The organism is Mycobacterium sp., assembly GCF_035274705.1.
GTDB lineage: Bacteria > Actinomycetota > Actinomycetes > Mycobacteriales > Mycobacteriaceae > Mycobacterium.
The window spans coordinates 26,580-40,383 of sequence record NZ_DATENY010000032.1 but is presented as its reverse complement, the minus strand read 5'-3'; the positions used below and the strand labels follow the sequence as shown (position 1 = coordinate 40,383).

At 65.8% G+C, this 13,804-nt stretch carries 14 protein-coding genes; 4 read left to right on the top strand and 10 right to left on the bottom strand.

Features of this window, described 5'->3' with window-relative positions:
• Positions 1-47 precede the first annotated feature (47 nt).
• Entirely contained in the window at positions 48-917 is an 870-nt protein-coding gene (rfbD, locus tag VJV41_RS08445) for a dTDP-4-dehydrorhamnose reductase (RefSeq protein ID WP_325332848.1), read from the bottom strand.
• A 67-nt stretch (positions 918-984) separates the two neighbouring features.
• Between rfbD and VJV41_RS08440 the strand changes: the two genes are divergently transcribed.
• The 3 genes from VJV41_RS08440 (at position 985) to VJV41_RS08430 (ending at position 4,047) form a co-directional block, all read left to right on the top strand.
• Positions 985-2,460: an LCP family protein gene (locus VJV41_RS08440; protein ID WP_325332847.1), complete on the top strand. Its 1,476-nt coding sequence runs from the start codon at positions 985-987 to the stop codon at positions 2,458-2,460.
• Positions 2,457-3,173 (top strand): TIGR03089 family protein, encoded by a 717-nt coding sequence (locus tag VJV41_RS08435; RefSeq protein ID WP_325332866.1) that lies wholly within the window; start codon positions 2,457-2,459, stop codon positions 3,171-3,173. Before VJV41_RS08440 ends, VJV41_RS08435 begins: the two co-directional genes overlap by 4 nt.
• Before the next feature lie 73 nt (positions 3,174-3,246).
• On the top strand, positions 3,247-4,047 hold the full coding sequence (locus tag VJV41_RS08430) for a class I SAM-dependent methyltransferase (protein ID WP_325332846.1): 801 nt from the start codon (positions 3,247-3,249) through the stop codon (positions 4,045-4,047).
• A 17-nt stretch (positions 4,048-4,064) separates the two neighbouring features.
• On the opposite strand, the gene VJV41_RS08425 is transcribed toward VJV41_RS08430, so the two are convergent.
• The 5 genes from VJV41_RS08425 to VJV41_RS08405 form a co-directional block, all read right to left on the bottom strand.
• Entirely contained in the window at positions 4,065-5,366 is a 1,302-nt protein-coding gene (locus VJV41_RS08425; RefSeq protein ID WP_325332845.1) for a DUF1298 domain-containing protein, read from the bottom strand.
• Between the two features lie 235 nt (positions 5,367-5,601).
• Positions 5,602-6,765 (bottom strand): acyl-CoA dehydrogenase, encoded by a 1,164-nt coding sequence (locus tag VJV41_RS08420; protein WP_325332844.1) that lies wholly within the window; start codon positions 6,763-6,765, stop codon positions 5,602-5,604.
• A gap of 43 nt (positions 6,766-6,808) precedes the next feature.
• A complete protein-coding gene (locus VJV41_RS08415) occupies positions 6,809-7,669 on the bottom strand; it encodes a class I SAM-dependent methyltransferase (protein ID WP_325332843.1) in 861 nt (286 codons plus the stop codon).
• An 11-nt stretch (positions 7,670-7,680) separates the two neighbouring features.
• Positions 7,681-8,190, bottom strand: a complete 510-nt coding sequence (purE, locus tag VJV41_RS08410) for a 5-(carboxyamino)imidazole ribonucleotide mutase (RefSeq protein WP_325332842.1) — start codon at positions 8,188-8,190, stop codon at positions 7,681-7,683.
• Positions 8,177-9,403, bottom strand: coding sequence for a 5-(carboxyamino)imidazole ribonucleotide synthase (locus tag VJV41_RS08405; RefSeq protein WP_325332841.1), 1,227 nt, complete (start codon positions 9,401-9,403; stop codon positions 8,177-8,179). Before VJV41_RS08405 ends, purE begins: the two co-directional genes overlap by 14 nt.
• Positions 9,404-9,497: 94 nt before the next feature.
• Between VJV41_RS08405 and VJV41_RS08400 the strand changes: the two genes are divergently transcribed.
• A complete protein-coding gene (locus VJV41_RS08400) occupies positions 9,498-10,166 on the top strand; it encodes a GtrA family protein (protein ID WP_325332840.1) in 669 nt (222 codons plus the stop codon).
• Here VJV41_RS08400 and VJV41_RS08395 read toward each other — a convergent pair.
• The 4 genes from VJV41_RS08395 to VJV41_RS08380 form a co-directional block, all read right to left on the bottom strand.
• A complete protein-coding gene (locus VJV41_RS08395) occupies positions 10,121-10,639 on the bottom strand; it encodes a PH domain-containing protein (protein ID WP_325332839.1) in 519 nt (172 codons plus the stop codon). The two genes, VJV41_RS08400 and VJV41_RS08395, sit on opposite strands and share 46 nt — an antisense overlap.
• Positions 10,640-10,666: 27 nt before the next feature.
• Positions 10,667-11,422 carry a class I SAM-dependent methyltransferase gene (locus VJV41_RS08390; protein WP_325332838.1) on the bottom strand — a complete coding sequence of 252 codons (756 nt, stop codon included), beginning with the start codon at positions 11,420-11,422 and terminating at the stop codon, positions 10,667-10,669.
• Positions 11,423-11,571: 149 nt separating this feature from the next.
• Complete coding sequence (locus tag VJV41_RS08385) at positions 11,572-12,369, bottom strand: biotin--[acetyl-CoA-carboxylase] ligase (RefSeq protein ID WP_325332837.1); 798 nt, start codon at positions 12,367-12,369, stop codon at positions 11,572-11,574.
• Complete coding sequence (locus tag VJV41_RS08380; protein ID WP_414684912.1) at positions 12,359-13,591, bottom strand: lipase family protein; 1,233 nt, start codon at positions 13,589-13,591, stop codon at positions 12,359-12,361. Before VJV41_RS08380 ends, VJV41_RS08385 begins: the two co-directional genes overlap by 11 nt.
• Positions 13,592-13,804 lie beyond the last annotated feature (213 nt).

The following is a 13,804-nucleotide window of genomic DNA, read 5'->3' as shown; positions in this document are numbered from 1 at the left end:
TGACCCCTGCCGAATCGTCACTCACGTGACGGAAACCAGTTCGTCGCTCACGCGGTAGAGGTTAGCGGGCCACCTGAAGTGATCGCCGCCACCAGAGCCTCCCGCCACGGCCGCAACGGCGTCAGCCCCGCCTTCGCGGACAGCCGGCCGGACAACGCGGAATACGGCGGCCGCGGCGCGGGGCGAGGATAGCGGTCGCTGCCGACAGGCCGCACGCGTTCCGGATCGGCGCCTACCGCCTCGAACACCGCCCGCGCCTGCTCGAAGCGGCTGGCCTCGCCCTCATTGGCGGCGTGCAGCACCGGTCCGCTGATGGCGCCGTCGACGATTTGCAGCAGCGCCCCGACAAGGTCACCGACGTAGGTGGGCGAACCGACCTGGTCGGCCACCACTTCCACCGTTCCCTCGCCGGCGGCGAGCCGGCGCATGACCGCCGCGAAGTCCGTGCCGTTGCCTCCCTCGTAGATCCACGCCGTGCGCACGACGTGGGCGTCGGGCATCGCCGCCAGCGCGGCCACTTCGCCGGCCAGCTTGGTGCGGCCGTAGACGCTCAGCGGGTCGGTTTCGTCGTCGATCTCATAAGGTCGGCGCAGCGAACCGGAAAACACGTAGTCGGTGGAGATGTGGATGAGGTCCGCACCGGCGCGGGCGCAGGCCTGCGCGACGTTCTCCGGTCCCGTCGTATTCACGGCTGCCGCCCTGGCCTCGTCCTTCTCCGCGTCGTCAACCTTCGTGTAGGCCGCGCAGTTGATCACGACGTCGCCGGCCTCGATGAAACGCTCAGCGGCGGCTGCATCGGTGATATCCCACTGCGACGACGTCAATGCGAGCACGTCGCGGCCCTGTCTGCGTGCCTGATCTGCTAAGACACGTCCGACGAGGCCGCCCGCGCCGGAGATAACGATTCGGCCCGACATGATCACGAGTCTGGCACGCCGAGAAGCGCTACCCGGTCTATGGGCGTCTCGCAAGTAGCCTGGGCAGATGCCCGCTCGCACGCTTCGTGTCATTGCCGTGTGCGCTGCGCTGGTGATCGTGGTGGGTACCGGCGTCGCGTGGGGCAAGATCCGGTCGTTCGAATCCGGCATCAACCACTTTTCCTCGGTGGCGCTCGGCGAGGGCGGCGCGGACGGCGCGATCGACATCTTGCTCGTCGGCTTGGACAGCCGCACAGACGCGCACGGCAACCCGCTGTCGGCAGAGGAACTGGCAACGCTGCGGGCCGGCGACGACGAGTCCACCAACACCGACACGATTATCCTGGTGCGCATCCCGAACAACGGGAAGTCGGCCACCGCCATATCCATCCCCCGCGACTCCTACGTCGCGACGCCGGGCGGAAACAAGATGAAGATCAACGGCGTGTACGGCTCGGCTTATTTCGAGAAGAAGACCGAACTCGTCGAACAAAAAGGCGTGGACCCGGCGCAGGCCGAACCGGAAGCGACCGAAGCCGGCCGCGAAGCGTTGATCAAAACCGTCGCCAACCTCACCGGCGTCACCGTCGACCACTATGCCGAAATCGGCCTGCTCGGCTTCGCGTTGATCACCGACGCGCTGGGCGGAGTCAACGTCTGTCTGAAAGAGGCTGTCTACGAACCCCTTTCGGGTGCGGACTTCCCCGCGGGCTGGCAGAAACTGAACGGACCGCAGGCATTGAGCTTCGTCCGGCAACGCCACGACCTACCACGCGGCGACCTGGACCGGGTGACGCGCCAGCAGGCGGTGATGGCGTCACTGGCGCACGACGTCATCTCCAGCAAGACGCTGTCCAGCCCGTCTACCCTGAACCGCCTGGAAGACGCCGTCCAGCGGTCGGTCGTGCTGTCCGAGGGTTGGGACATCATGGATTTCGTCAAACAGCTGCAGAAACTCGCCGCCGGCAGCGTCGCATTCGCGACCATCCCCATCGTCGAGGAGGCGGGATGGAGCGACGACGGGATGCAGAGCGTGGTGCGGGTGAACCCCTCTGCGGTCAAGGAGTGGGTGGCCAGCCTTCTGCACGAGCAGGACGAGGGCAAGACCGAGCAACTCGCCTACTCGCCAAGCAAGACCACCGTCGACGTTGTCAACGACTCGGACATCAACGGATTGGCCTCCGCCGTGTCAACGGTATTGACCAACAAGGGATTCACACCGGGTACCACCGGCAACAACGACGCCGGCCACGTCACGGGCAGCCAGGTGCAGGCGGCTAAGGCCGGCGACCTTGGCGCGCAATCGGTTTCGAAGGAACTCGGCGGACTCCCAGTCGTCGAGAACGCATCGCTGGCCCCCGGGTCTGTGCGTGTGGTGCTGGCTGCTGACTACACCGGCCCAGGCGCCGGCCTCGACGGCACCGACCCGACGATGGCCACCGCGGACCAGGCCGCTGCCGGATCGAGTGATTCGCCCGAATCCACCCCTGCCCCATCGCCGATCCTGACGGCCGGCTCGAACGACCCGGAGTGCGTCAACTGACCACCGTGACGTCGGCGCTAGTCGATCCGCTGATGGCCGCCGACCCGGCGGGGCCACGGATCACCTACTACGACGATGCCACCGGTGAACGCATCGAGCTTTCCGCCGTCACACTCGCCAACTGGGCCGCCAAGACCGGCAACCTGCTGCGCGACGAACTCGGCGCGGGGCCGGGCTCGCGCGTCGCGGTGCTATTGCCCGCGCATTGGCAGACCGCCGCGGTGCTGTTCGGAATCTGGTGGGTCGGAGCGGAAGTCGTCCTGGGCGGCATGCAAGGAAGAGCGGCAGAGATCGCGCTGTGCACCGCCGATCGGCTCGCCGACGCCGACGCCGCCGTCGGCGCGGGCGAGATCGCGGTGCTGTCTTTGGATCCGTTCGGCAAGCCTGTCGCCGACCTTCCGATCGGCGTGACCGACTACGCCTCGTCGGTGCGGGTACACGGCGATCAGATTGCGCCCGAACGCCATCCCGGTCCCGCGCTCGACGGCCGCTCGGTCACCGACGTTATCGCCGGCGCCCAAGCTTCCGCGGCCGCACAGGGTTTGGTGGCCAAGGACCGCGTCCTGTCGACGGCGCACTGGAACACCGCCGATGAGCTGACCGACGGACTCTTGGCGGTTTTCGCGGCCGGAGCTTCATTGGTTCAGGTGGCGAATCCGGATGCTTCCGTGTTGGACCGTCGCCGCCAGATGGAGAAAGTCACCCGGGGGTGATCGGGCGGAGGCAGCGTCCAGCAAATGGCGTGCTTTGTTCACAAGGCAAATATCACCACGTAAACTGAGCGCTGTGGTGGGGACCTCGAAGGGCTTTATTGCGTATCGCCTGTTCGGACACCGTCGGGTCGCTGGCTACACCGAGTCGCCGGCCATCGGCCTTCTGAGGGAGATAGACACCGCCCAGCGTAGAGCCGGTATTGGCGGGCCTATCGCAGAGATCGGCGTGCATCACGGGCAACTGTTCATCGCGATGAAGCTCTTGCAGCAGCCAGGTGAGTCGGCAATCGCGATCGACCTGTTCGAGAATCAGGAAGCCAACATCGACAGGTCCGGTAAAGGCGACCTCGGCCGCTTCCTGCAAAACATCGACCGGTGGTCGAGCCGGGACGGGCTGGTGATCCACGGCGGCGACTCGACGAAGATCAAGCCCGGCGACATTCCCGAACTCAAAGAGGTGCGGCTGTTCTCCGTGGACGGCGGCCACACCGCAGAGATCGCGTTGAGCGACATGCGGTTGGCAGAGGAAACGCTGGCCGAGGGCGGCGTGGTGATCGCCGACGACGTGTTCAACCAGCAGTGGCCCGGCGTGGCCGTCGGTACGGTGCACTACCTCGAGCAGGGCGGCGCGCTGGTGCCTTTCTACATCGGCTTCAACAAGGTCCTCTTCGCGCATCGCAGCCATGCCGACGACTACCGGCGCGCGATCGACGACGCCTACGGCGGCCGAACCATGACCGCGGTATACGCTTCGGTGTTCGGAGGCCACGATGTTGGCGTCCTGGTGCCGGTGCCGAAGCGGCCGGCGGATGTGGCGCGCCGCAGTGAGACCGCTCGGGCCGTCTATCACCGGCTCGTGTCGCTGATGGGCTGACCGCCGACGCGACCGCGTCAGCGCAGAGCGACGGCCAGGCGGTCGATGTATTCGTCGAAGTCACCGATGATCGACGAGGTCGTGTTCACGCTGACCGCGATCGTGTCGCCGATTCCGTGCACGCCGTGCGTCAGTCCCAGCACCGACGACAGCGCCGGGAAACCACACGTCAAAGTCACTGGGCAGCCGCCGAATTGAAGGTCGGCCGGTCCGCGGTGCACGCTGGAAACCCCGGTATTGCCGCGCACCAAGGCGGGCCGAGCATGGGGATCGAGCCGCTTGACGCCCCAACGGCGTAGGGGGCCGGGCACCGCGTCGAAAACACGTTCGTCGGCGACGACGGCGGGATGGTCGCGGTGCATCCGGCAGGCCTGTAACTCCCGCGCGATCAACCGGATTCGCTCGCTCCGCGACACGGCAGCGCTGTGCAGGCCGATACCGACCGCATCGAAATGGTTGTAGGCGTAGCGCATGCCGGGCCTGGACATCAGCACCTCGGCGGTCAGCTGCGAGACGTCCTCGCCACGAGTGCTCAGGTAACCCGACAACGCCTCCGATATCGCGGCCAGCACACCGATCGTCACCGTCGGGCCGGCGATCTCGGACTCTGACGTGGCCAGAGTCCGCAGCAGGCGGGTGCCGGTGGGAATGTTGTTGGTACTCAAGGCGGGAACGAGACCGCTCATCGGCGGTATCCGGCCGGCGTCGACGTCGCGTGCCAGCTGCCGCTGCTGCGTGGCACGTTCCATCATTCGGCCGGCGAGCCCGCCGGCGCGACGCCAGCTGGTTTCGGGCAATGGCCTTTCCCGCCCGAACAGATAGCCGGCCAGCGCCGACGAGCGCAAACCGTCGGCGAGCGGATGGGCCATCTGCACCACGACGACCGTCGACTCTCCCGGCGTGGCGGGGACCTGCGACAGACCGGGATAGACGTGTAGCCGCCAGGCCGCCGAACGCGGATCCAGTTGATCGTCGGTGAGCCGCGCAAGCGCCTGCAGGAAGGCGGGCCACGTCGGCTCCGGCAGTGTGTGGACGACAACCTGACCGGCGTCGACGTCGCCGATGCGCCAACGGGGAAAGGTGACGTCCCAGCGGTGAGGTGCGATCCGCAGCTTCAGGTCGAACGACGCATTGGCGCGTTCGAGAACTTGGGCCGCCGCGGCGTCGACATCAGCAGTACCGGCGAACGCGTAGACCAGGAACTGATCGGTCGGGAACTTCGTTGCGAACCAGTACCACATGGCGTCGACCGGAGCCATCGGGCCAGGCACGCCGCGGGGGTGGTCCACAGTTGCGGGCAAGGCAGTTCTCGCCGTCATCGGAATACGTCCTTCGGCCCCCGCACGAGGTTGCATTCAGACTTGAATGGCGCCACTGACGCTACATTAAATTGTCAGTCTTTGCATCCACAAACTTTGCCAGCATCGCACGCTTCTGTTGAGATACATGTCTTATGCCAGTTCAATGGACTGCGGGACACTGCGCTGACATTTGCCAAATCAACGTACTATCGACACAGTTTTCGACACGCTTCGTTGCCTCGCGGCAACCGGTTTACTTCAGCAGCGCGCGCGACATCACGACGCGCTGAATCTGGTTGGTGCCCTCGTAGATCTGCGTGATCTTGGCGTCGCGCATGAAGCGTTCGACCGGGAAGTCGACCGTGTAGCCGTAGCCGCCGAACAGCTGCACCGCGTCGGTGGTGACCTCCATCGCCACGTCGGAGGCAAAGCACTTCGACGCCGACGAGATGAACCCCAGGTTGGGCTCGCCGCGTTCGGCGCGGGCCGCGGCGGTGTACACCAGCAGCCGGGCCGCCTCCAGCTTCATCGCCATATCGGCCAGCATGAATTGGACACCCTGGAAATCGCTGATCGGCTTGCCGAATTGCTTGCGCTCCTTGACGTATGCCAGAGCGGCGTCCACTGCGCCCTGAGCGATGCCGACGGCCTGCGCACCAATCGTCGGACGCGTGTGATCCAGCGTCGCGAGCGCGGTCTTGAACCCGGTGCCGGGCTCACCGATGATCCGGTCCCCCGGAATCCGGCAGTCCTCGAAGTACAGCTCCGTCGTCGGCGAACCCTTGATGCCCAGCTTGCGTTCCTTCGGACCGACCACAAAACCCGGGTCGTCCTTGTGCACCACGAACGCCGAGATGCCGTTGGCGCCCTTGTCCGGATCGGTCACCGCCATCACCGTGTACCACGTCGAGTGACCGCCGTTGGAGATCCAGCACTTGGAGCCCTTGAGGACCCACTCGTCACCCTCTCGACGCGCCCGGGTCCGCATCGACGCCGCGTCGCTGCCCGCCTCGCGCTCGCTGAGCGCGTACGAGGCCACCGCCTCCCCGGCCGCGATCGTCGGCAACACCTGCTTCTTGAGCTCTTCGGACCCGCGCATCAGCAGGCCCATGGTGCCCAGCTTGTTGCAGATCGGGATCAGCGACGACGACGCGCATACCCGCGCCACTTCTTCGATGACGATGCAGGCGGCAACCGAGTCGCCGCCCTGTCCGCCGTACTCCTCGGGGATGTGGATCGCGGCGAAACCCGACGATGTCAGCGCCGTCAGAGCCTCGTCGGTGTAGCGCGCCTTCTCGTCGACGTCCGCGGCATACGGCGCGATCTCCTTTTCGCACAGATCGCGCAGCACCGAGCGCAGCTCGCGGTGCTCCTCGGAGAGCTGAAAAGCGTCGAAAGACGGGTTACCGATGGCCATGAAAACTCCTTGCTACTTGCCAGTAACTTTACCGGCAATGCAGTCAGCGGCCCGATCCGCCCCTGCCCGTAACGGCCTGGAGCCCGCGCACCATTTCGCGGTATGTGCGGTGATACACCGACCGGATGGTCTGGCTGCGGCGCAGGATGTCGACCGCCGTCTGCGGCACCACCAGGCCGACGTCGTGGCCGGAGAACACCGACGAGCCGGTCCCGAGCCGCAGCTTGCCCTCGACGGCCGACTCGACCTCGGCGCGGTAATACGCGCAATAGTCGGGCTGCGCGAAGAACACCTTGTTGAAACCGATCAGGAACGGCGCGAGTTTGGCGCCGCCGGCCGAGCCGGCAATCCTGACATCGTCTTCCAGATATCGCAGTGTGCCGGTCGCAACCCCTGGCCACTGCTCGTTGAACACGTCGTCGGCGATGACGATGCCGCCGTCGGCCAGCGTGGCCTCGGCCAGATTCATATCGCTATAGACGATTTCCGCGGTATGGCCCCCGTCGACCGAGAAGAAACGGATCTCGCCGCCCGCGAGTTCGCGTAGCTTGGCCGGTTCGAGTTTCGTCGAATCACCTTGGTGCAGCACGACGTCGTCCATCGACGACCACAGCTTGACGTTGTTGACGAACTTGTCGAGGCTGCCGTGTCCGGAGCCGTCGATGTTGAGCTCCTGATCGTCGAAGATGTCGATCGCGACGGCTTTTTCATCGGGCCGCTGCAACAGGCGCAGCGCGATGAACAGCTTTCCGTGGTGCACGCCGATCTCGGCGACCGCGCCCGAAATCTGCTTGGCGCGTTGTGCCGAATTCAGCGCATCGAGCAGCAACAGGACTTCAGGTTCGAGAAAGCCGGTGACAAGCCGCTGGCCAATTGCCCGGTACCGGACGAAATTTCGCTCCATCGGATGGCAGCCTATCGCCCGAGCAGCCGATTACGCAGCGCCGCGTCCTTTTGCAACACCATGTCGGAAAGCTCGGCCTGAAAATCGGTGATCCGCTTCTGCAGCGCCGGATCCGACGCGCCGAGGATTCGCACGGCCAGCAGCCCCGCATTGCGGGCGCCGCCGATGGACACCGTGGCCACCGGCACGCCCGCCGGCATCTGCACGATCGACAGCAGCGAGTCGAGCCCGTCGAGCTTGGCCAGCGGCACCGGCACCCCGATCACCGGCAGGGGCGTCGCGGAAGCGACCATGCCCGGCAGGTGTGCGGCGCCGCCGGCACCGGCGATGATCACCTCGATGCCGCGGCCCGCCGCCGTCTGCGCGTAGTCGAGCATGCGGGCGGGAGTGCGATGTGCCGAGACCACACCGACTTCGAACGGCACGTCGAATTCGGCCAGGGCGTGGGCGGCGTCCTCCATCACCGACCAATCGCTGTCGCTGCCCATGATCACGCCGACCCGCGCACTAGCCACGGTCATGTCCACTCCATCCGTCGGTCCATTCGACGTGCGATAACCAATGTGCGGCCCGTGTCGCCCGTTCTCGCACATCTGCGACGTACGCGCCGTCGTCGATCGAGCCACCTGGCGCACCGAGGATGTTGACGTGTCCGATCTTTCGGCCCGGACGCTCGCCTTTGCCGTAGAGATGAACCCTGGCTTCAGGCAGCCTACCGAACAGGTGATGCAGCCGTTCATCCATGCTCATCGTCGGAACACGCTGCGCGCCAATCACATTGGCCATCACAGTGACCGGCGCGATCGGCGCCGTATCCCCCAGCGGATAGTCGAGCACCGCACGCAGATGCTGTTCGAACTGGCCGGTTCTTGCGCCGTCCATGCTCCAGTGTCCGGAGTTGTGTGGACGCATCGCCAGCTCGTTGACCACCAGCCCGCCGTCGATGGTCTCGAACAATTCGACGGCCAGCACCCCGACCACACCAAGTTCGTCGGCCAGCCGAAGCGCGAGTTGTCCTGCAGTGCTGCTGATTTCGGCGTTCAGTCCGGGCGCCGGCGCGATCACCTCGACACAGATACCGTCGTGCTGCACGGTCTGCACCACCGGCCACGCCGCGCCCTGACCGAACGGCGAACGTGCGACGAGCGCGGCCAACTCGCGCCGCATGGCCACCTTCTGCTCGACCAGTACCGCCGCGCCGCCGGCCAGATAGGCTGCCGCGGCGTCGCGGGCCTCGGCGATGTCACGGGCCAGCGTCACGCCTCGGCCGTCGTAGCCGCCGCGCACCGTCTTGACGACGATCGGCGTGTCGACGCGGGCGGCGAACGCGTCCACGTCGGCCACGCCGGTCACCTCGGCGAACCGCGGCACGGGCGCGCCGAGGGCCTGGAGCCGCCGCCGCATCACCAGCTTGTCCTGTGCGTGTATCAGCGCCGACGGTGGCGGGGCGACGTTCACGCCGTCGGCCATGAGCTTTTCCAGCAGTTCGGTCGGCACGTGTTCGTGGTCGAATGTCAGCGCGTCTGCACCAGCGGCCGCCTTGCGCAGCGCATCGAGGTCGGTATGCGCTCCGATCACCACGTCAGGGGTCACCTGCGCGGCCGGATCGTCGGGGCTGGCGGCCAACACGCGCAGCGTCTGACCAAGCGCGATGGCGGCCTGATGGGTCATTCTGGCCAGCTGGCCGCCGCCGACCATGGTCACCACCGGGGGCGCGCTGGGGTCACGTGGCACAGGCATATGTTGTCATGGCGCGAGTGGGGCGTTTTACGCGCCGTGACCTGCACGGGTACGCGCGGCCTTCCCTATTTCCGTACACTGCGCTGTTGTGTCCTTCACCGATGCCACGATCGCTCGGCTGCCCCGCCCGATCCGGCCGTACGCGGAGCGGCATCACGAGTTGATCAAGTTCGCGATCGTCGGCGGCACGACGTTCATCATCGACTCGGCGGTCTTCTACACGCTCAAGCTGACGGTGCTGGAGCCCAAGCCGGTCACGGCGAAGATCATCGCCGGCATCGTCGCGGTGATCGCCTCCTACATCCTCAACCGGGAATGGAGCTTCCGCGACCGTGGCGGCCGCGAGCGCCACCACGAGGCGTTGATGTTCTTCGCGTTTAGCGGGGTCGGGGTGCTGCTCTCGATGGCACCGCTGTGGTTCTCCAGCTATGTGCTGATGTTGCGCGTTCCGGAAGTCAGCCTGACGGTGGAGAACATCGCCGACTTCATCTCGGCCTACATCATCGGCAATCTGCTGCAGATGGGGTTCCGCTTCTGGGCGTTCCGCCGGTGGGTCTTCCCCGACGAGTTCGGCCGCGCTCCGGACAAGGCGATCGAATCGCTGACCGCCGGCGGCATTGCCGAGGCGATGGAAGACCATGTGGAGCGCGCGCACAAAGACGGCACAGTCACGCCCCTCCGTCGCCCCGGCCGACGCGCCCGGCGCCTCGCTCAGCTCGGCGATTCCTCCGAGCCCAGGGTGTCGAAGACTTCGTGATACAGCAGTGAGTGGACCTGCTCTACTCGCGGAATGTCGTGGAACTCCAGGGGATCCTGCGACGCGGATTCGATGATCAACGTGCCGGTGCGGAACATCCGGTTGATGATGCCGTGCCGGAATTCGACGCTGTTGATTCGCGCCAGCGGAATGTCGATGCCTGACCGGGTCAGCAGGCCGTGGCGGAACATCACGCGCCGGTCGGTGATCACGAAATGCGTTGTCCACCAATTGAGGAACGGCCACAGCGTCAGCCAGCCGACGATCACCAGCCAGATCACCCCGATGACGATCATCACGACGTTGCGTGCGGTCGAGTCCCAGCTGGTCTGGTTGACATACCCAGCGCCGAAAGCCGCCAGCGCGGTGGCAACCACCAGGATGAGCACGGGCCCGATCAACCGCTTCCAGTGCGGGTGGCGGTGCAGCACGACCTGCTCGTCAGCGGCGAGGACGTTCTCCGGGTAGCCCATGCGTACAGACCCTAAAGCGTTGAGGACTCAGGCCTTGGGGCGGCACACGAAGTAGGCCTGGCTGCTCACCCAGCCGCCCAGGAAGCCCAAAGGCGTGAAGAGCGTCTGCTCGACCGCGAGGTGTTGCGAAACCCGTCCACGCAGGCGACGCCAGTTGAACCCGTAGTGAGAATGGCCGGTCAACGGTGGCTCACCGTAGATCGGCCGTTCGATTGATGTGCGGCGGCGGGCGAACAGCATCTTCAGGGCCTGCCCGACGGGATAGGTCTCCTGGAGCTGATAACTGCTGGCTCCCTGACGGCGGGCGATGGACCGCACCGCCTGCTTCACCAGGAATGACGGCCCGATTTCAATCGGCACACTGATGATGACTCGCCCGTTCGGCGCGCACAGGCGGGCCACGTCGGCAAGCACCATCTCGACCACCTCATCGGTGCAATGCTCGAGGGTTTCCATGCAGGTGACGACGTCGTAGGCCTTATCGTGCGCGGAGTCGGCCAGCTCCTCGTTGGTGTAGAACCTGAGGTTCTCGATCTCCGCGAACCGCTCACGGCAGCCTTTGATCTGGTCGGCGTCGACGTCGACGCCGTGGCCCTCGACGACCCGATCGCTGGCCATTGCCAGGAACGTGCCGTCCCCGCAGCCGTAGTCGAGCAGTTTCTGGGTGCCGTCGCCGATCAGCTCGAGGGCCTTGTCAAACCTGGACTGGTGACTCCAGGCGATGACCTTGTTCTTGCTCCCGATCTGGCTGCTGTAGTAGTGACCCTCGGCGACATGATCCATAAGCGGTGTCCTCCCCAGACGACCCGTGAACTACACGAACAAGTTGTTCGCTGAACTGTATCGTCTCAGCCGCGCGACACGTGGTTAATCCACCCCTTCTCGGGGCAGCCATTCGGTGCGCAAATTGCCGTTATAGGTGATTGCTAGATTCACCGCAGATGGATCACATCTCCGGCCGAAACCGCCTTCATTTGGCCATTGCTTTCGATTCCTAACCGGCCCTGATCGTCCACAAATTTAGCCACCCCGACGATCTCGCGGCCGTCGGGCAGGATCGCCCGCACGTCGGCACCAATCGTCAGGCAGTGGGCACGGTAAGCAGCGGCCAGTTTTGCGTCGGCGTTCTTCCACTCGACGATCCGCTCACTCAGCCGGCGCAGCAGCTCGACGATGAGCTGGTGGCGATCCGGCGAGGCCACGCCCAGTTCGGACAGCGACCTCGCCTCCGGTGTAGCGATCTCGTCGCTGTGCAGCGTGACGTTGAGGCCCAACCCGACGACGACGTACTGCTGCGGTGCCGCGACCTCGGCCAGGATGCCGGCCAGCTTGCCACCGCCGGCCAATACGTCGTTGGGCCATTTCAGTCCTGCCTCGACGCCGGTGATGGCCCGGACCGCGTCGACGACGGCGACACCGGTGGCCAAGGTCAGCCATCCCCAGCTCTCGGTCGCGACCCCGCTTGCGTCGACACCGACCGACATCGTGATCTGCGCCCCTGGCACGTCCGACCAGCTTCGGCCCTGGCGTCCGCGGCCTGCGCTCTGATGTTCGGTGATCAGCACGGCCCCGGCGATGTCCTCGCCTGCGGCCGCCCTGGCGATCAGGTCGGCATTGGTCGAACCGGTTTCGGACACCACGTCGAGCTGGCGCCACAGCGGTGACGCCGCCGTCACGTCGTCGCGCAATATCGCAGCGTCAAGTGGCCGGCGGGAGTCCTCAGCAGTCATTCTTGGCGGGTTTCCCTTCGAAGCGGTCCGTCATCCAGTTGATCAAAGCCAGTGCGTCGGGAGGATTGTGGCCGCCGCCGGGATCGAATTCGACGGTAACGGATCCACCCAACTGACAGGCCCGTTCGATCGCGGCCTTGGTCCACGCCGCGTCGATGAACGGGTCGGCGCCGCCGTACCAGACATAGAGCGGCGCCGAGAGCGGCTTCTGGGGCAGTGCCCACTGTTGCAGCAGTTCGCGCAGTCGATCGGCGGCTTCGGGTGTGCGCGGCGTGAAGTCGCGCGGGCCGAGCTGGCCGACCGCATTGGCGCGCCGGTACGCAGCACCAGGGGTGCAGTCCGACAGCACGTTCCAGTAGTGCGCGGCGCCACCACGGCGAAAATCATTGCGGTCGAGGTCGGGGTGCAACCTCGCCAGCGACTCGATGACCGACTGCATAACCGCACGTTGTTCACTGGTCAGCGTGGCCTGCTCAGCCTTGCCCACCAGACCCGAGATGTCGGCCGCCGGCGAGGCGGCAAGGCCGCCGACGATGTGCAGCTCGGGCGCGTAGTCGGCCGCCTGCTCGTCGGCGGCCCAGGCTGCGCCGCCGCCCTGCGAATCACCGAAGGCGGCATAGGTGTCGGAAACGTCGGGGAACACGCGCTTCAGTGCGCGCACGGCGTCGATCATGTTGAGTCCGGCCGTGCGCGAATCGGAGTACGGATGCACGCCCTTGGTACCCAGGCCCTGGAAATCGGCCAGCGCGACCGCGTAACCCAGATCGGTCAGCACAGTGACGTAGCGCAGAAAGCCCAGCAGATCCGGTGACAGCGACGGCGCGCAGGGGCCCTCGATACCTAACGTGGCATGGCCGAACGTCACGACGCGCCAGCCGCCCTGCGGGGCCTTGCCCTTGGGTACGAACACCGAGCCCGACACCACGGTCGGCTCGCCGGTGTCGCCCTCGGTCGATCGATACACGACCCGTGCGGCCTTCAAATCGCTGCCCTCGAACGTTCGGGTCACTGCCGGCATCGTCGTCGCCGTCACCAGCGATCCTGGCCCCGACCCGGTCATATCGGCCGATTCGATGGGCGCCGGCGCTCCGCCCGACGACGGGAACTGGTTGATCAGTTTCAGGCCCAGGTTCGCGGCGATGGGTTGGACCCACACCAACGCGCCGACTTCGGCGGCGATTACGAGGGCCAGGAACGTCAGCAACAGCGCTCGTTTCAACATGGTTCCTTTGCCCTCGGTCTGGCGCTCAATCTAGTGCGACGTCTCGGCGCGATGCTGTTAGAGTCGGTCAGCCTCGGAGCGTGTCGTGCGCGGTAACGCCTGCGCGTATCCAGCCGATGTAAACAGTGTTCCGCGAACACCTCTACGGGGCGGCGAAGCCCCGCCGAGCGCTCGGGCTCCTCAATCTGATCTTGTTTACAGCGGCGTGAATTA